The 14480-nt window shown below is 62.6% G+C and carries 15 protein-coding genes; 11 read left to right on the top strand and 4 right to left on the bottom strand.

Going from position 1 to position 14480, the window contains the following annotated elements:
* Positions 1 to 241: 241 nt before the first annotated feature.
* Both AADA04_RS05505 and AADA04_RS05500 read right to left on the bottom strand, forming a co-directional pair.
* Complete coding sequence (locus tag AADA04_RS05505; RefSeq protein ID WP_340692245.1) at positions 242 to 610, bottom strand: EamA family transporter; 369 nt, start codon at positions 608 to 610, stop codon at positions 242 to 244.
* Positions 607 to 1641: a glycosyltransferase gene (locus tag AADA04_RS05500; RefSeq protein WP_340692244.1), complete on the bottom strand. Its 1035-nt coding sequence runs from the start codon at positions 1639 to 1641 to the stop codon at positions 607 to 609. Before AADA04_RS05500 ends, AADA04_RS05505 begins: the two co-directional genes overlap by 4 nt.
* A gap of 89 nt (positions 1642 to 1730) precedes the next feature.
* On the opposite strand from AADA04_RS05500, the gene AADA04_RS05495 reads away from it, so the two are divergent.
* Positions 1731 to 3491 (top strand): hypothetical protein, encoded by a 1761-nt coding sequence (locus AADA04_RS05495; RefSeq protein WP_340692243.1) that lies wholly within the window; start codon positions 1731 to 1733, stop codon positions 3489 to 3491.
* A 9-nt stretch (positions 3492 to 3500) separates the two neighbouring features.
* On the opposite strand, the gene thpR is transcribed toward AADA04_RS05495, so the two are convergent.
* Complete coding sequence (gene thpR, locus AADA04_RS05490) at positions 3501 to 4085, bottom strand: RNA 2',3'-cyclic phosphodiesterase (protein ID WP_340692242.1); 585 nt, start codon at positions 4083 to 4085, stop codon at positions 3501 to 3503.
* A gap of 38 nt (positions 4086 to 4123) precedes the next feature.
* On the bottom strand, positions 4124 to 4456 hold the full coding sequence (locus AADA04_RS05485; RefSeq protein ID WP_340692241.1) for a DUF2853 family protein: 333 nt from the start codon (positions 4454 to 4456) through the stop codon (positions 4124 to 4126).
* Between the two features lie 362 nt (positions 4457 to 4818).
* On the opposite strand from AADA04_RS05485, the gene AADA04_RS05480 reads away from it, so the two are divergent.
* The 10 genes from AADA04_RS05480 to AADA04_RS05435 all read left to right on the top strand — a co-directional run bounded on the left by AADA04_RS05480 (position 4819) and on the right by AADA04_RS05435 (position 14471).
* Positions 4819 to 5568 carry a Bax inhibitor-1/YccA family protein gene (locus AADA04_RS05480; protein ID WP_340692240.1) on the top strand — a complete coding sequence of 250 codons (750 nt, stop codon included), beginning with the start codon at positions 4819 to 4821 and terminating at the stop codon, positions 5566 to 5568.
* A 141-nt stretch (positions 5569 to 5709) separates the two neighbouring features.
* Complete coding sequence (gene mdh / locus AADA04_RS05475; RefSeq protein WP_340692239.1) at positions 5710 to 6672, top strand: malate dehydrogenase; 963 nt, start codon at positions 5710 to 5712, stop codon at positions 6670 to 6672.
* 9 nt (positions 6673 to 6681) lie between these two features.
* Positions 6682 to 7230 (top strand): GNAT family N-acetyltransferase, encoded by a 549-nt coding sequence (locus AADA04_RS05470; RefSeq protein ID WP_340692238.1) that lies wholly within the window; start codon positions 6682 to 6684, stop codon positions 7228 to 7230.
* A 74-nt stretch (positions 7231 to 7304) separates the two neighbouring features.
* Positions 7305 to 7925 (top strand): redoxin domain-containing protein, encoded by a 621-nt coding sequence (locus tag AADA04_RS05465; RefSeq protein WP_340692237.1) that lies wholly within the window; start codon positions 7305 to 7307, stop codon positions 7923 to 7925.
* 77 nt (positions 7926 to 8002) lie between these two features.
* Positions 8003 to 9421, top strand: a complete 1419-nt coding sequence (locus AADA04_RS05460) for a M28 family peptidase (RefSeq protein ID WP_340692236.1) — start codon at positions 8003 to 8005, stop codon at positions 9419 to 9421.
* Between the two features lie 2 nt (positions 9422 to 9423).
* Complete coding sequence (locus AADA04_RS05455; RefSeq protein ID WP_340692235.1) at positions 9424 to 9957, top strand: hypothetical protein; 534 nt, start codon at positions 9424 to 9426, stop codon at positions 9955 to 9957.
* 36 nt (positions 9958 to 9993) lie between these two features.
* Entirely contained in the window at positions 9994 to 11217 is a 1224-nt protein-coding gene (locus AADA04_RS05450) for a peptidoglycan DD-metalloendopeptidase family protein (RefSeq protein ID WP_340692234.1), read from the top strand.
* Between the two features lie 27 nt (positions 11218 to 11244).
* On the top strand, positions 11245 to 12567 hold the full coding sequence (locus AADA04_RS05445) for a S41 family peptidase (protein ID WP_340692233.1): 1323 nt from the start codon (positions 11245 to 11247) through the stop codon (positions 12565 to 12567).
* 81 nt (positions 12568 to 12648) lie between these two features.
* On the top strand, positions 12649 to 13959 hold the full coding sequence (locus AADA04_RS05440; protein ID WP_340692232.1) for a divergent polysaccharide deacetylase family protein: 1311 nt from the start codon (positions 12649 to 12651) through the stop codon (positions 13957 to 13959).
* Positions 13956 to 14471: an RNA pyrophosphohydrolase gene (locus AADA04_RS05435; RefSeq protein WP_340692231.1), complete on the top strand. Its 516-nt coding sequence runs from the start codon at positions 13956 to 13958 to the stop codon at positions 14469 to 14471. Before AADA04_RS05440 ends, AADA04_RS05435 begins: the two co-directional genes overlap by 4 nt.
* Positions 14472 to 14480: the final 9 nt, after the last annotated feature.

The raw sequence follows: 14480 nt of genomic DNA, 5'->3' as shown, positions 1-14480 counted from the left end.
CCAGAAGAGGACTCGAACCTCCACTCCCTTGCGAGAACTACGACCTGAACGTAGCGCGTCTACCAATTCCGCCATCTGGGCACGGGGTAGGAAGGCGGTCAGATACGTCGTGATACGCCGGGCGTCAACGGGGAATGCAGCGGTGCGAGCCGTGTTGCATCAGAAAATCGGCATCTGCCGTGCCGGCGGGCCCGCTGGACGGCGATCCGGCCTTCGATTTCGCTGAAATCCGCTTGCCGGCTCAGGACTGGACGACGAAGAGGCCGGCGATGATCAGGCAGGCGCCGATGGCGTATTTCACGGTCAGCGGCTCTTTCAGGAAAAAGGCGGCCATCAGCGGCACCAGCACGAAAGTGAGGGCCATGAAGGAATAGGCCATCGAGAGCGGCACCATTTTCAGGACATAGACCCAGGCGAGCGTGGCAATGCCATAGAGGGCGACCGCGACGAGGAAGACCGGGCTGAAGAGGATCGAGTAGAAGGGCGCGTCGGGCTTGTCGGCGAGCTGGATGCCGGTCTGCTTGAAGAGGACCTGCCCGAACGCGATGGTCATCGGTGTCAGCACGAGCAGGCCGTAGACCGGCAGCGTGAGGGCTTTCATCGCGCTCATTGGCCGTCGGCGGTCCGCTGGGCCGGCGAGCCGGAGGCTGGCAGGTCCTGCCGACGATCGACAAGCGGCGTTATGCCGGAACGGTAATGCTCTCCCCGCGATGGCGCGATCGAGAGGTAATGGATGCGCTTCTGTTCAGCGCGCCCACGGGCGACCGAGTCGAGGACGACGCCGGCAATGAAGGTCATCATCGCGCCGAGCAGGAGCGTCATGGCCAGCATCCAGGTCGGGATGCGGTCAACCAGTCCGGTGGCGAGGTAGTCGCGGATCACCGGCGCCATCAGGAAGACAGATGCGGCCAGGAGGAAGGTGGCGACATAGGCGAAGAACAGGAAGGGGCGCGTCTCCTTCATCAGCATGCCCATCATGCGCAGGATGCGGAAGCCGTCGCGGAAGGTCGAGAGCTTGCTTTCGGAGCCATCCATGCGGCGGCCATAGCTGAACTCGACTTCAGATACCGGCAGGCGCAGCATCGAAGCGTGCACGGACATTTCGGTTTCGATCTCGAAGCCGGGGGACGAGGCCGGGAAGCTCTTGGCGAAACGCCGCGTGAAGGCGCGATAGCCGGAGAAGATGTCGGTGAACTCGTTGCCGAAGAGGGCCTTGTACACCGTATTGAACAGGCGGTTGCCAAACGCATGTCCGTGGCGGCCGGCGTCCTGGTGCACATTGCGGCGGGTGCCGACGACCATGTCGGCCCGGTCATCGAGAAGGGTCTGGATCATTTTCGGTGCGGCGGTCGGGTCATAGGTGCCGTCGCCATCGGCCATGAGATAGATGTCGGCATCGATGTCGGCGAACATCTGGCGCACGACATTGCCCTTGCCCTGGCGGCGCGACGGCACGACCGTGGCGCCCGCGAAAAGTGCCTGCTGGGATGTGTCGTCGCTGGAATTATTGTCATAGACAAAGATGCGGGCGCCCGGGAGCGCCTTGCGAAAGCCGAGCACAACGGCGGCAATCGACTTGCCTTCATTGTAGCAAGGCAGGAGAATTGCGATATTCAGGTCGCTGAAAGATATGTCGGTCACGCGTCCACCCATTGCCTCAATTTAGGCATTTCTACACGGGCGAAGGTTAAGGTCGCCTTTCAGGCACACGACGGGGCAGGGGACGCAAGATGGACAGACCAGCCAGAACCGGAATGGCAGACTTGGCGATTGTGCTGGGTTTCGGCCTGCTGATGGTGGCGTCCCTTCTCGTGGTGAGCGCCGTGTCGGGACTGTTTGCCGCTTCCAGCATGGACGCCGACAGTGCGATGCGGCTGGTCGAGATACAGGATTATCTCGCCGGCCAGAACTGGTTCGATGTCAGCCAGGCGCGGCTCGGCCCCGATGGCGGAACGGCGATGCACTGGTCGCGGCTGGTGGACCTGCCGGTTCTGGCGATCACGTCGCTGCTGGATGTTTTCCTGCCATCGGACGCGGCCCTGCATTGGGCGACCGTTGTCTGGCCGCCGATCAGCGTGTTGCTTCTGGTCTGGGCGCTTGTCAGCGGTGCGCGTTTCCTTGGCGGGCGCGAGACACTTGTCTTTACCTGCATCATCGCCGCGACCATCCTGTTCCGGCACCAGAACTTCCTGAGCGGCAGTATTGACCATCATAACCTGCAACTGGGCTTCCTGGCCCTGTCACTGGCCTTTTCGATCGACCCGCAACGTCGGCCGACAAGCCTTGCCGTCGCGGGGGCAGCGCTGGCCTCCTCGGTTGCCATTGGCGCGGAAGTGTATCCGTTCGTGGCGGTGATCTGTGCGTTCCATGCGCTGGACTGGGCCCTGGCCGGACGTGCCGCGCAGCGCGGCGCAGTGGCGTTCGGCGTGAGCCTCGCCGCCATGACCGCCGTGTTCTTTGCTGCCTCGGTCGCTCCGGCAAACTATGGCGCGGTCTATTGCGACGCGCTGTCGCTCGTCACCGTGAGCGCGGCCCTGCTGGGCGGCGTGGGCCTGGCGCTGGCGGCGGTGAGCCTGTCCGGCAGGTCGCTCCCATGGCGCCTGACGGGGCTGGGCATGATCGGGCTTGGCTGCGGACTGCTCCTGGCATTGCAGGCGCCGCAATGCCTTGCGAACCCGCTCGATGGGCTGCCGTCGATCGTGCGCACGCTCTGGCTGGAGAAGGTCGATGAGGCGCGGCCGCTATTTGCGGCGCGGCCGAGCGCCTGGCAGGAAATCCCTTTCATGATCGGGATTTCCCTGGTTGCGGCCACCGTCTCGCTGTTCCAGATCGAGCTGGGAATCAACCGGCGCGCCCACGTCCTGTTCCTGCTCCTGCTGGTGCTGGATATCGTGCTGACATTGCAGCAGGTGAGGTTCTATTCTTTCGGGCACATTTTCGCGATCCTGCCGCTTGGGGCCTGGGTGGCGGGCCTGTTTACCGGCAGGCCGGACGGCGGCGAGCGGGGTGTGGGATATTTGCTGGCACTGGCCGTATCGGTGCCGCTGGTCTGGGGCGCGCCGGGCCTGTTCCTCAAATCGGCATCGGGCAGCAGTCCGGCCGTTGCGGATGTCGCGTGCGCCAGCCCGGACATGTTGTCGGTGCTTAACGCGCAACCCGAGGGACTGGTCCTTGCCGTAGCGGACGCGGCGCCGGATATCCTGCGATATACGGGCCAGCGGGCGCTTCATGGCCATTATCATCGCAATGCCGCCGGGATCGAAATGGCCCTTCGCATATTCATCTCGCCGCCGGACGAGGCGGCCGCGCTGATGCGGGCCGATGGCGTGGCCTATGTGCTCGCGTGTCCGTCGCAAGGTGAATTCCAGATGCTGGCTAAGGCGCACCCGGACGGCCTGGCGGCGCGGCTCGTGGCGGGCGATGCGTTGGATTTCCTGACGCCCGTGGCAGGCAAGGCGGGCGGCGAGATGCTTTATGTCGTGACGCGCTGAGGCGCGTAATCAGCCGCCGAGCACATAATCCGCTTCGGCCACGTAGCGGCTCGGGCCATCGCCCATATGACTGGAATAGAGGTGGAAACTGTTCACCCAGAAGGCATCGCTGCAATAGGCGTGGCGCGGCTCGGCCCAGGCTGTCACCTCTTCCGGCGTGGTGCCGTGCAGGTAGGCGAGCGTGACATGCGGTGTGAAATTGCGGCGGTCTGCCGGCAGGCCGAGGCGCCGGGCGGCGCGTTCGCATTGGCCGGCTAGCGCGCGAAGCTCATCTGTCTCGCGCACCCGTGCCCAAACCGCGCTCGGCTCACGCCGGCCGAACCAGCCGACCCCCTCGAGCCGGATCTCGAGTTCGGGCGCGCGGATCTCTCCGAGCAAGTCGTCAAGGTCGCGCGCTTGCGAATGACCCAGGTCACCGAAGAAGCGGAGCGTGATGTGGAAATTGCGTTCCGGGCGCCAGCTGGCGCCCGCAAGGCCCGTCTGAAGGGCCTTCAGGCCGGGCGCGATATCCGGGTCGACAGGAAGGGCGGCAAACAAGCGGTACATGCGGCCAATCTGAAGCAGGATTGCGCGCAAAAGAAAACCCGGTCCCACCTGACCGGGTTCCCGTTTAGCCGTTCGCGGCGCGTGGTTCAGCTGGCGAGATCGCCGAGTTTGCCGAAATGTTCAGCCAGCAAATAGTAGAACGTCACGCGTGACTTGGTGCCGCCCTCTGGTTGCAACTTGTCGCAGACGGCCTTGATCGCTGCATCGAGATCGTTCTTGTTTTGGGCGAGTCCGAGCTTGCCCCGGCACCAGCGCTCACGCACCCGGTCGAGCTCCCCTGAATCTGAGCAAGCAACCATGGAACTGTCCCGGTTACGTAGCGCAATGCCAAGGTGGCCCACGATTTTCTCTGCTGCGGCCTGATTGTAGCCATTTGCATACTTCTTGATGTTTTCGGCGTAAGCCGATGCGTCTGCCATTGTATATCCCCTTAGTTTGCCCGGTGCCCCAACCGTTGGAACTACACCAGATTGGGGAAATTACCCCTTGGTTAATATGAGTCAATGCAAAACGCGAAAGTCCATTCTCTTGGATTCGGACCATAATGGATATTGTTCACTTGATTTATGTAGTAATATTGAAGCAAAGGACCAGTATAGTTTCTCTATGCTGCAACTATGTTGGGCCTGATGAGCCGTATTCGTGCAAGCGGCGCTGCAGTGGCGATGATCCCGTCAAGGCCACACGCCCGGTTGTCCTTGCAGATGACGTCGAGTTTCACCATATTCCCCACTAGACGCACGTGTTTACGTGTGGATCAAAACAGAAGGGTATTAAACCTATGAACGAATTCAATCGGGCCTATACGCCAAAAACCGGCGCCGACTCGATGGACACGTCGGTCAATGAAGGGCTTCGGGCCTTCATGCTCGGCGTTTACAACAAGATGGCGCTCGGACTGCTGCTGACGGCAGGTCTCGCCTACGCCTTCGGGGCCATGGTGCCAGAAGACGTGACGCTGACCTTGCTGACCGGACCGATCGGCATGGTCATCATGTTCGCGCCGCTAGCCATCCTGCTGCTGTCCGGCTTCGTGATGAAGAACCCGTCGCCCCTGGCGGCAAACCTCGTCTACTGGTCGGTCGTCTCACTGATCGGTATCGGCATGGGCGCCATCGTCTATGTCTATGCGCGCCAGCCTGACGGCATGATGATGGTCTCGAAGGCGTTCCTGACGACGGCGATCTCCTTTGGCGGCCTGTCGCTCTACGGCTATACGACCAAACGCGACCTGTCGGGCTTCGGCACGTTCCTGATCATGGGCGTGATCGGCATCATCGTCGCGTCGCTGTTGAACATGTTCATCTTCAAATCGAGCATGATGCACATGGTCATCTCGGTTGTCGGCCTGTTGATTTTTGCCGGCCTGACCGCGTTCGATACGCAACGCCTGAAGAACATGTATTTCCAGCTCGTCGGCGATTCACGGGCAATGGCTGTGGCCACCACCTATGGCGCGCTGAGCCTCTACCTGGATTTCGTGAACATGTTCCAGTTCATGCTGGCAATCATGTCGGGCAATCGCAACTAGGCTGCGCCCCGACAAGTCAAAAGCAAAAAAGCCCCGCCCTCACCGGCGGGGCTTTCCTTTTTGGCGCATTGCGAAATGCCGGCGGCTCGGCTAACCCTCGGGACCAGACATATCCCCAACGCTTTCAGGAGTTTTTGACCCATGGCCCGCAAGAAAATCGCGCTTATCGGATCCGGCATGATCGGCGGCACGCTCGCCCATATCGCAGCCCGCGAGGAGCTTGGTGATGTCATCCTGTTCGACATTTTCGAAGGCCTGCCGCAGGGCAAGGCGCTGGACATTGCCGAGTCGACCCCTGTGTTCAACGGGTCCGTCAGCCTGAAGGGCGCGAATGATTACGCTGACATTGCTGGCGCCGATGTCTGCATCGTGACCGCAGGCTTCCCGCGCAAGCCGGGCATGAGCCGCGATGATCTCGTGTCCAAGAACCTCGGTGTGATGAAATCGGTCGGTGAAGGCATCAAGGCGAACTGCCCGAACGCGTTCGTGATCTGTATCACCAACCCGCTCGATGCGATGGTCTGGGCGCTGCAGCAATTTTCCGGCCTGCCCACCAATATGGTCGTCGGCATGGCGGGCGTGCTGGACAGCTCGCGCTTCGCCTTTTTCCTGTCGGAAGCCACCGGCGTGTCGGTCGCCGACATTCACGCATGGACGCTGGCCGGGCATGGCGACAGCATGGTGCCTATGGTGCGCCACTCGACTGTTGGCGGCCTGCCTTTGCCGCAGCTGGTCAAGCAGGGTTGGCTCACGCAAGAGAAACTGGACGCAATCGTTGACCGCACCCGCAAGGGCGGCGGCGAGATCGTGGCCCTGTTGAAGACTGGCTCGGCGTTCTACGCCCCTGCCGAATCGGCCATCGCGATGGCGAAGTCCTATCTCAACGACCAGAAGCGCGTCCTGCCGGCGGCCAGCTGGTGCGACGGCGAATATGGCGTGAACGGCATGTATGTCGGCGTGCCGACCCTGATCGGCGCCGGTGGCACCGAGAAAGTTGTCGAGTTCGATTTCACTGATGCAGAACAGGCCATGTTCACCGCATCGGTCGCTGAAGTGCAGAAACTGATCGACGATTGCAAAGGGCTGGAGCCCTCGCTCGCCTAGGAGCCATTAATGGCCATTGGGCCAACGATTGAAACAGACCGCCTGATCCTCCGCCCGCCACGGGCGGAGGATTTTGACTCATGGGTCGCGTTTCACGCCGACGCGGATGTGATGACGCATCTGGGCGGCGTGCAGGGGCCGGAGCTGACTTGGCGGTCGATATGCACAATGACCGGGGCCTGGACGATCCGGGGTTTCTCGATGTTCTCGGTGATCGAGAAGGCAAGCGGCAACTGGGTCGGGCGCCTCGGGCCATGGCAGCCTGCGGGTTGGCCGGGCACCGAAGTCGGCTGGGGGCTTGCCCGGAGCGCCTGGGGCAAGGGCTATGCGACCGAAGGGGCCTCCGCGGCGATTGACTATGCCGTGGACATCCTCGGCTGGGGCGAGGTGATCCACACGATCGATCCGGCAAATACGGGGTCGATCAAAGTGGCCGAGCGGCTCGGCAGCCGGGTGCTGCGTCAGGCCAAGGCGCCACCGCCCTACGAGGGCACGCAGTGGGATGTCTACGGCCAGAGCGCCGATGACTGGCGGTCACGTCGGATCAAAGACGCGTGAGGCAGGCCTGATGCGGCTCGCCGGGCAGGTGATTTGCGGTTAGCCTGCCACGCAAATGTTCAAGGAGACCGCCCGTGTTACGCACCCTTTCCCTCGCTTCCGTGATTGCCCTCTTGCCTGCCGCTGCAGGCGCGCAGGAAACGACGGACACCGAACTGCACACAAAATCCGTTGAAGCGGAGAAGGCTGTTGCGGCCTTGGCAGAGACGCCAGCCATCGGGCTCGCTGACGGCGTTCAGGCGCCAGCGGTTGCGCTGGTCGATACGCGCGGCGTGCCGCAAACGTTCGAAACGCTCGCGGGCGCCAAGGGCACGGTCGTTGCCTTCGTGCGCTCGGCCGACTGGTGCCCCTTCTGCAAGAAGCAGCTGATCGACCTCGAAGCAGCCGCAGCGCCATTGGCTGCGGCAGGCTGGACGCTGGTGGCCGTGTCCTACGATCCAGTCGAAACGCTGGCCGGCTACAAGGCGGACAAGAGCCTGTCATATGAGCTCCTGTCAGATGAAGGTTCGGTCGCGATCAAGGCGTTCAACCTGCTCAACACGGATATGAAACCCGGCTCGCGCTATGACGGCATTCCGCATCCGGCCATCGTGTTCGTCGGTGCCGAAGGCAGCATCAAGCGGACACTGCGCGAGGATGGCTACAAGACCCGTCCGGCGGTCGATCTCGTGATCGAGACGGCTGAGGGTTTGTAGGTTTTCATGGCCGCCACCCTTTCATGGGGCGGCGGGGTGGCTTAGCGTACCGGCATCAGACAGCCGGAGATAAAGCCATGTTGAGATCCCTGACCCCGTTCGCGCTTGCAGCCATCGTCGCTGCAATGCCAGCCACTGCCGACCAGGCCGAAATCCTGGATCCGGCCATCAGGGCGCAGGCCGTGGCATTGATGGAATCGGGGCTGCAGGACGATGTCGGACTTGAATTCACCGAAAGCCTGACGACCGAGATCGGCCCGCGACTGGCCGGCTCCGACGCGGAATGGCGTGCCCGGCAATGGGCCATGATCAAGCTGAAGGACCTGAACTTCCAGCAGGCCTATATCGAAGATTTCAACATTCCCTTTTGGCAGCGGGTGACCGAGACAGCATCGGTGGTGGGGCCGAACCCGCAGGCACTCGTCGTGACTGCACTGGGCGGATCGCAGGCAACACCGAAAGGCGGGCTGGAAGCCGAAATTGTCCGGTTCACGAGCCTTGCCGACCTGCAGGCCGCGCCAATGGACTCGCTGGCGGGCAAGATTGCCTTCATTGACGAGCGCATGGTGCGTAGCCAGGACGGGTCCGGCTATGGGGCGGCCGTGGCGAAGCGCGGGGGATGCGCGGACGCTGCAGCAGCCATCGGTGCCGTCGCCTGCCTCATTCGTTCGGTTGGTACGGATGATCATCGCATGCCGCACACGGGTGGCATGAAACGAGACGGCGCCTCGGGCGCGCTGCCAGCGGCTGCCCTGTCGCCACCGGACGCCGACCAGCTGGCGCGCCTGCTGGAACGCGGGCCGGTGACGGTGAACCTGGATATCCAGGTGAAAACGTCGACCTCGGCAGCCTCGGGCAATGTCATTGCAGAAGTGGAGGGCAACAGCCGCAAGGACGAGATCGTGCTGATCGGCTGTCATCTCGACAGCTGGGACCTCGGCACAGGCGCGATCGATGACGCGGCCGGGTGCGGGATTGTTGTCGCTGCGGCGAACCTGATCCAGCAATTGCCGCTAAAGCCCAAGCGGACGATCCGGGTTGTGCTGTACGGTTCGGAAGAAGTCGGCCTGTTCGGGGGTCGCGCCTATGCCACGGCCCATGGAGACGAACTGGACAAGCATGTGCTGGCCGCTGAAAGCGACTTTGGAGCCGGGCGTATCTGGCGTCTGGAAAGTGGCGTCGGCGAAGGCGCGCTGGACTATGTCGCTGCGATGCAAAGCGTTGTCGCGCCGCTTGGCATTATTCCGGCCGACAACAATTCGAGGGGCGGTCCGGATATCATGGTTCTGAGTGCGTCAGGCGTGCCGGTTCTGGCTCCCGGACAGGACGGGACAGACTATTTCGACCTGCATCACACGCCGGACGACACGTTCGACAAGATTGATCCGGCAGCCTTCCGGCAGAACGTCGCGGCCTATGCGGCGCTGACATATATGGCGGCGCAGACGGATTGGGATTTCCGCAAGGCAGCGGCGCCAGAGAGCGAAGACCAGTAGGGATGACGGACCGGCGGGGGCGGATCGCCGCCAGCCTGGATTCAGTCCACGAGGCCCTTCGCATGGCGCGGCGGGAAATGTCGGGTGTGGACGAGGATACGGCGCGGTGGCGCTGGGTGTCGGTGGGGCTGGTGATCGCGCTCCAGGGCGCCCTTGTTACTGCGCTGAGCGGATACGAGACGGCGGCGGACGCGGATGTGGTCGACCCAACCCATCCGGAACGGTATGCGCCGGTCACGCTGCTGCTGCGGCGGGCTCGGTCGACGGACTATCTCAATGCGCCGGAACGCGTCGAAATGACCGGCTCGACCCTGCACCAGGTCGAACGCCTGATCGCCTACCGCAATGCCGTCGTGCACGGGCTGGGCGCAGGTGACGCCGAGGGTGTGGCGAAGGGGTGCCGGAAGGTGCTGGGCATTGTGCGCCACCTGGTCTTGTCGCATCCCGCGTTTGACGCTTCGCCGCATCACCTTGTTTGTACCCTGATCTCCGATGAGATTGCCGGTATCGACCGCCTGCTCGTGGACAGGTGTTAATATCCGGGTCATGCGGGCATGGCATGAATGCCGGTCATGCGACCTCTCCTGCGCCCGCTTCTTTTGTCATGTGCTGCCTTCGCGCTGATCGCGGCGGCACCGAGCACGTTCACGCGCGAAGAACTCGAGGCGCTGGAAGCCGAGCGCCAGGCCGCCGTGACCCGGATGGAGGCATTGCAGGCCGCCGGTGAGGAGACCGAAACGGACCTTCGCCAGATCGACAGCAAGCTGATTTCTGCCGCGATGGAATCGCGCCGCCGGGAAGAACAGGCTGCCGCATCCGAAAAGGCGTTGATCGATCTCGGCACGCGCCGCGCGGTCGCGCAGGAAAGCCTGCTTGTGGATCGCCAGGCGCTGGAAGACCTGCTGGCGGCACTTGCGGCCTCGAACCGCCGCAAGCCGCCGGCGCTGATCGTTTCGCCCGGCAAGGCGAACACAGCCGTGCGCCGGGCGATCCTGATGAGCCAGACGACACCGCGACTGGCGGCGCGCGCAGACGAGCTGTCAGGCGAGATCGACGAACTCAACCTGCTCGAGCGCCAGATACGGGGCGAACGCGCGCAGCTCGAGGCGGCCGAAGCCACGCTGGCACTGAAGCGGGTTGAGATCGAGCGGCTTGCAGCGGCCAAGCGCGGCAGTTTCGAGGATATTGCCGGGGACATCGATGTATTGCGCGCGCGGGCCGATACGCTGGGCCGCGAGGCGAAAACACTGCGCGACCTGCTGGCGGCACTCGAGTCGGATGCGCCGACAGCGCCCGGGATGAAGCCCACCCTGCGGCCGAAGCTGGCCTCGGCCTCCACATCGTCCTCGCGGACAAAACCACCTGCTTCGACTGTGCGCCGCACGCCGGTCTCTCGCCCGCTCGGCAAGGCCGCTCTGGGCGGATTGGTGCAGCCGACGGCCGGCAATGTCGTGTATGGTTTTGGTGACAAGATGCCGACGGGCGGCAAGACGGAATGGATCACGTTTTCAACCCGGCAGGCTGCCCAAGTGGTGGCGCCGATCGACGGTACTGTCGAGTATGCGCGACCATTTCGCAGCTATGGATCAATGTTAATTTTGCGCACAAGCGACGGATACCATGTTATTCTTACCGGCATGAGCCGGATCTATGTCACCGAAGGCCAGACAGTGTCGGCGAAAGAGCCAGTTGGGCGCATGCCGGACCGTTCAGACCCGCCTCCGCAGCTCAATATGGAATTAAGGCTTGGCGACAAGGTGATGAATCCGGCACAGTGGTTGCCGAGTGGCAAATAGAGGTCACGAATGACGGAGGATTGGAATATGCGTTCACTGCTGACAGGTGCCGCACTCGGAATTGTGCTGGGTGGCGCAGCGGTCGGGTTTTCCGCCTTGGCGTGGCCCCAGGAAAAGCCTGCCGATCCGCGCATGGTGACATACCAGCAGCTGGAGCTGTTCGCCGAAATCCTCGCACGTGCCCGTCAGGACTATGTGGTCGAAGTTGACGAGAGCGCCGCAATGGAAGCGGCCATCAATGGCATGCTGACCTCGCTGGACCCGCATTCGGGCTATCTGAACCCCGACGATTTCCGCTCGATGCAGGTGCAGACCTCGGGCGAATATGGCGGTCTTGGCATTGAAGTGACGATGGAAGACGGTTTCGTCAAAGTCATCTCGCCGATGGACAATACGCCAGCCAGCCGCGCAGGCATCCAGAGCGGTGACCTGATCACCGCGATCAATGGCAAGCCGATCATCGGCCAGACCCTGAACGACGCCGTCAAGGAGATGCGCGGCGACAAGGGCACGGACATCCTGATCACCATCCTGCGCGTCGGCGAAGATCCGTTCGACGTGACGCTGACACGCGAAGTGATCGAACAGAAGTCGGTCACCTGGAAGATGCAGAAGAACGATGTCGGCTATCTGCGGATATCCAGCTTCAACGAACGCACGACCCTGCTGCTCGAAGAGGGGATTGAAGGTATTTCCAAGGCGACCGGCGGTCGTCCGAAAGGCCTGATTGTCGACCTGCGCAACAATGGCGGCGGATTGCTGGATCAGGCCGTGTCAGTGTCCGACATGTTCCTGTCGGGCGGTGAAGTCGTCTCGACGCAAGGTCGTCGGGAATCTGATATCGAACGCTACAACGCCCGCACGGGTGAAGTCTTCAAGGGCGTGCCAATCGTCGTCCTGATCAATGGCGGGTCTGCGTCTGCATCGGAAATTGTTGCCGGCGCCCTGAAGGACCGGGGCCGCGCAACGATCATAGGCACCACCAGCTTCGGCAAGGGGTCGGTCCAGACCGTCATTCCGCTTGGCGCGGATCGCGGTGCCATTCGCCTGACGACAGCGCGCTATTACACGCCGTCCGGCCGCTCGATCCAGGCGCTGGGTATCGATCCGGATATCGAGATCGCCCAGGCGCGCCTGACCGAGGAAGAGCTGGCCAAGATCAAGCGCTGGTCGGAAGCTGACCTGCCGCATGCCCTGGCCAATGAAGACGGTGAGAAACGCCACGAAATGACGATGCCCGACGAGCAGCCGCCTGAAGACTACAAGGGCGAGGACTTCCAACTGGAACGAGCTGTTCAGATGTTGAACGAAGGCACTGTCACTGCCAGTGCATTTCGCCGCGCAGGTTAAGGTCTGTTTGCAACCTGTTAACCAGATTGCCGCATTCTAGGTTGTTCAGGATTCCACTTGTTGATCACATGAGGTCGCCGCATGCCGTACCGGAGAGACGTTGAACCGTCTCCCCTTCGCACCGGAATTGTCCACGCAGGCCTGAGCCTGCTGGTGTTTGGCGGTGTGGCGGGAGCTCTCGGCGTCGGTATCCAGTTTTCTGGTGACCCGTCCGCAGCTGGCCCGCGCCAGCAGCTTGCCTTGTTCGAAACAGTTGACGACGCCAAGCCCGAGCTCAAGTCTCGGCTGAAGACGGATGCGTCGGATACGGTCATGGCCGCCACCCTGGACGATGATGGCTATGCCGAGGTCGACAGCGGCGATGAGCCGAGCCTCGGGGTCGATTATGCCGACGGGTCAGAAGCGACCGGAACCGGTGGCCCTTCGGATGATCCGGTTGCCGACGCCGCCAATGTGGGCGTGCGCATCAATGGCAAGCTCGTGAAGCCGGGCGAATCCTATGGCGAAGTCACGGCGATCGTTTCGCTTGGCTCAGTGCCGATCTCCGGCATGTCGGAAACCATCAATGGCGTGCGCCTGCCGCGCATCGCTGTGGACGGCCGGGCCCCTGCAGAAGCCTATGCGCGTCCGTTCGCGAATCCGGGCCAGCAGCCGGTCGTGGCGCTTGTGGTCGGCGGCCTCGGCATCAATGCCACGCACACGAAATCAGCGATTGAGGAATTGCCGCCTGAGGTGACACTGTCCTTCGCACCGGACGCCCAGCGCCTGCAATACTGGATCGATCGCGCCCGCGCGTCGGGCCATGAAGTGCTGATCGAGCTGCCGATGGAAAATTACGACTATGGTCGCATGAAGATGCACCCGCAGACCCTGTTGGCCGGACGGCGCGCTGACGTGAATGTGTCGCGCCTCAATACATTGCTCGGACGGGCATCAGGCTATTTCGGCGTGATCAATTACCAGGGCGCGAAATTCTCGGGCGATGCGGATGCCGTGCGTCCCGTGCTTGAAGCCTTGAGCAAGCGTGGCGTTGCGCTGGTCGAGGATGGCAGCCTCGAGGACGCAAGTTTCGACGCGGTGGCTGATGAAACGCGCGTACGGTATGTCAAGGCATCCTCTCCCATCGATACCAAGCTGACAGCGGACGATATCAATTTGGAACTGCTCGAGCTGGAAACGCTCGCCAAGGAAAAAGGCGCTGCCATGGGCGCGGGCTATGCCTTCCCGATCACCATCGAGATGGCGAAGATCTGGACCAGCGAACTCGACCAGAAGGGTATCCTGTTGGCACCCGTGTCGGCCCTTGTGGGCACGACGCCGGCAGAATTGGTCGACGGAGACCGAGTCCGCACTGGCAGCATTGCACCGGCTCCTGTAAAACCTGCCGGGTGAAAGCCTCAATTATAGACCCTGAACGGTACCGGCCGAATGTCGGGCTCGCCCTCTTTTCGAAGGCCGGCCATGTTTTCATCGGGCGCAGGATCAATGGTCGCGGTGCCTTCCAGTGGCAGATGCCGCAGGGCGGCGTCGACAAGGGCGAGTCTGCGCGCGAGGGCGCCCTTCGCGAGCTGGAAGAGGAAATCGGGGTTCCCGAGAAACTCGTCGATGTGCTCGAGGAGACCGATGACTGGCTGTATTATGATTTCCCGCCCGACCTGAAGAAGCGTTTGCCGGGCCCCTATATCGGGCAGCGCCAGAAATGGTTTGCGTTCCGCTTCAAGGGGTCTGACAGCGATGTGCGGCTCGACCGGCACACACCTGAATTCGATGCCTGGCGCTGGGCGCCGCTCGAGGAGACCCCCGGACTGGTTGTGCCGTTCAAGCGGCTCGTCTATTCCGAGGTGGCCGAGCGGTTCCAGCGCTGGACCGAACCTGTGCAGGGTGGCAAGACCGCGCAGGGCTGAGGGAGAGCT

Origin of the sequence: Hyphomonas sp., assembly GCF_037969335.1 — a bacterium.
GTDB lineage: Bacteria > Pseudomonadota > Alphaproteobacteria > Caulobacterales > Hyphomonadaceae > Hyphomonas.
The sequence above is the reverse complement of the archived record's forward strand: the minus strand, read 5'-3'. Positions and strand labels throughout refer to the sequence as shown.

What these genes read in the sequence shown, in the direction of transcription:
- AADA04_RS05505 (WP_340692245.1), bottom strand. Translation starts at nt 610, where the DNA reads ATGAGCGCGATGAAAGCCCTCACGCTGCCGGTCTACGGCCTGCTCGTG.
- AADA04_RS05495 (WP_340692243.1), top strand. Translation starts at nt 1,731, where the DNA reads ATGGACAGACCAGCCAGAACCGGAATGGCAGACTTGGCGATTGTGCTG.
- AADA04_RS05485 (WP_340692241.1), bottom strand. Translation starts at nt 4,456, where the DNA reads ATGGCAGACGCATCGGCTTACGCCGAAAACATCAAGAAGTATGCAAAT.
- AADA04_RS05480 (WP_340692240.1), top strand. Translation starts at nt 4,819, where the DNA reads ATGAACGAATTCAATCGGGCCTATACGCCAAAAACCGGCGCCGACTCG.
- mdh (WP_340692239.1), top strand. Translation starts at nt 5,710, where the DNA reads ATGGCCCGCAAGAAAATCGCGCTTATCGGATCCGGCATGATCGGCGGC.
- AADA04_RS05470 (WP_340692238.1), top strand. Translation starts at nt 6,682, where the DNA reads ATGGCCATTGGGCCAACGATTGAAACAGACCGCCTGATCCTCCGCCCG.
- AADA04_RS05460 (WP_340692236.1), top strand. Translation starts at nt 8,003, where the DNA reads ATGTTGAGATCCCTGACCCCGTTCGCGCTTGCAGCCATCGTCGCTGCA.
- AADA04_RS05455 (WP_340692235.1), top strand. Translation starts at nt 9,424, where the DNA reads ATGACGGACCGGCGGGGGCGGATCGCCGCCAGCCTGGATTCAGTCCAC.
- AADA04_RS05450 (WP_340692234.1), top strand. Translation starts at nt 9,994, where the DNA reads ATGCGACCTCTCCTGCGCCCGCTTCTTTTGTCATGTGCTGCCTTCGCG.
- AADA04_RS05445 (WP_340692233.1), top strand. Translation starts at nt 11,245, where the DNA reads ATGCGTTCACTGCTGACAGGTGCCGCACTCGGAATTGTGCTGGGTGGC.
- AADA04_RS05440 (WP_340692232.1), top strand. Translation starts at nt 12,649, where the DNA reads ATGCCGTACCGGAGAGACGTTGAACCGTCTCCCCTTCGCACCGGAATT.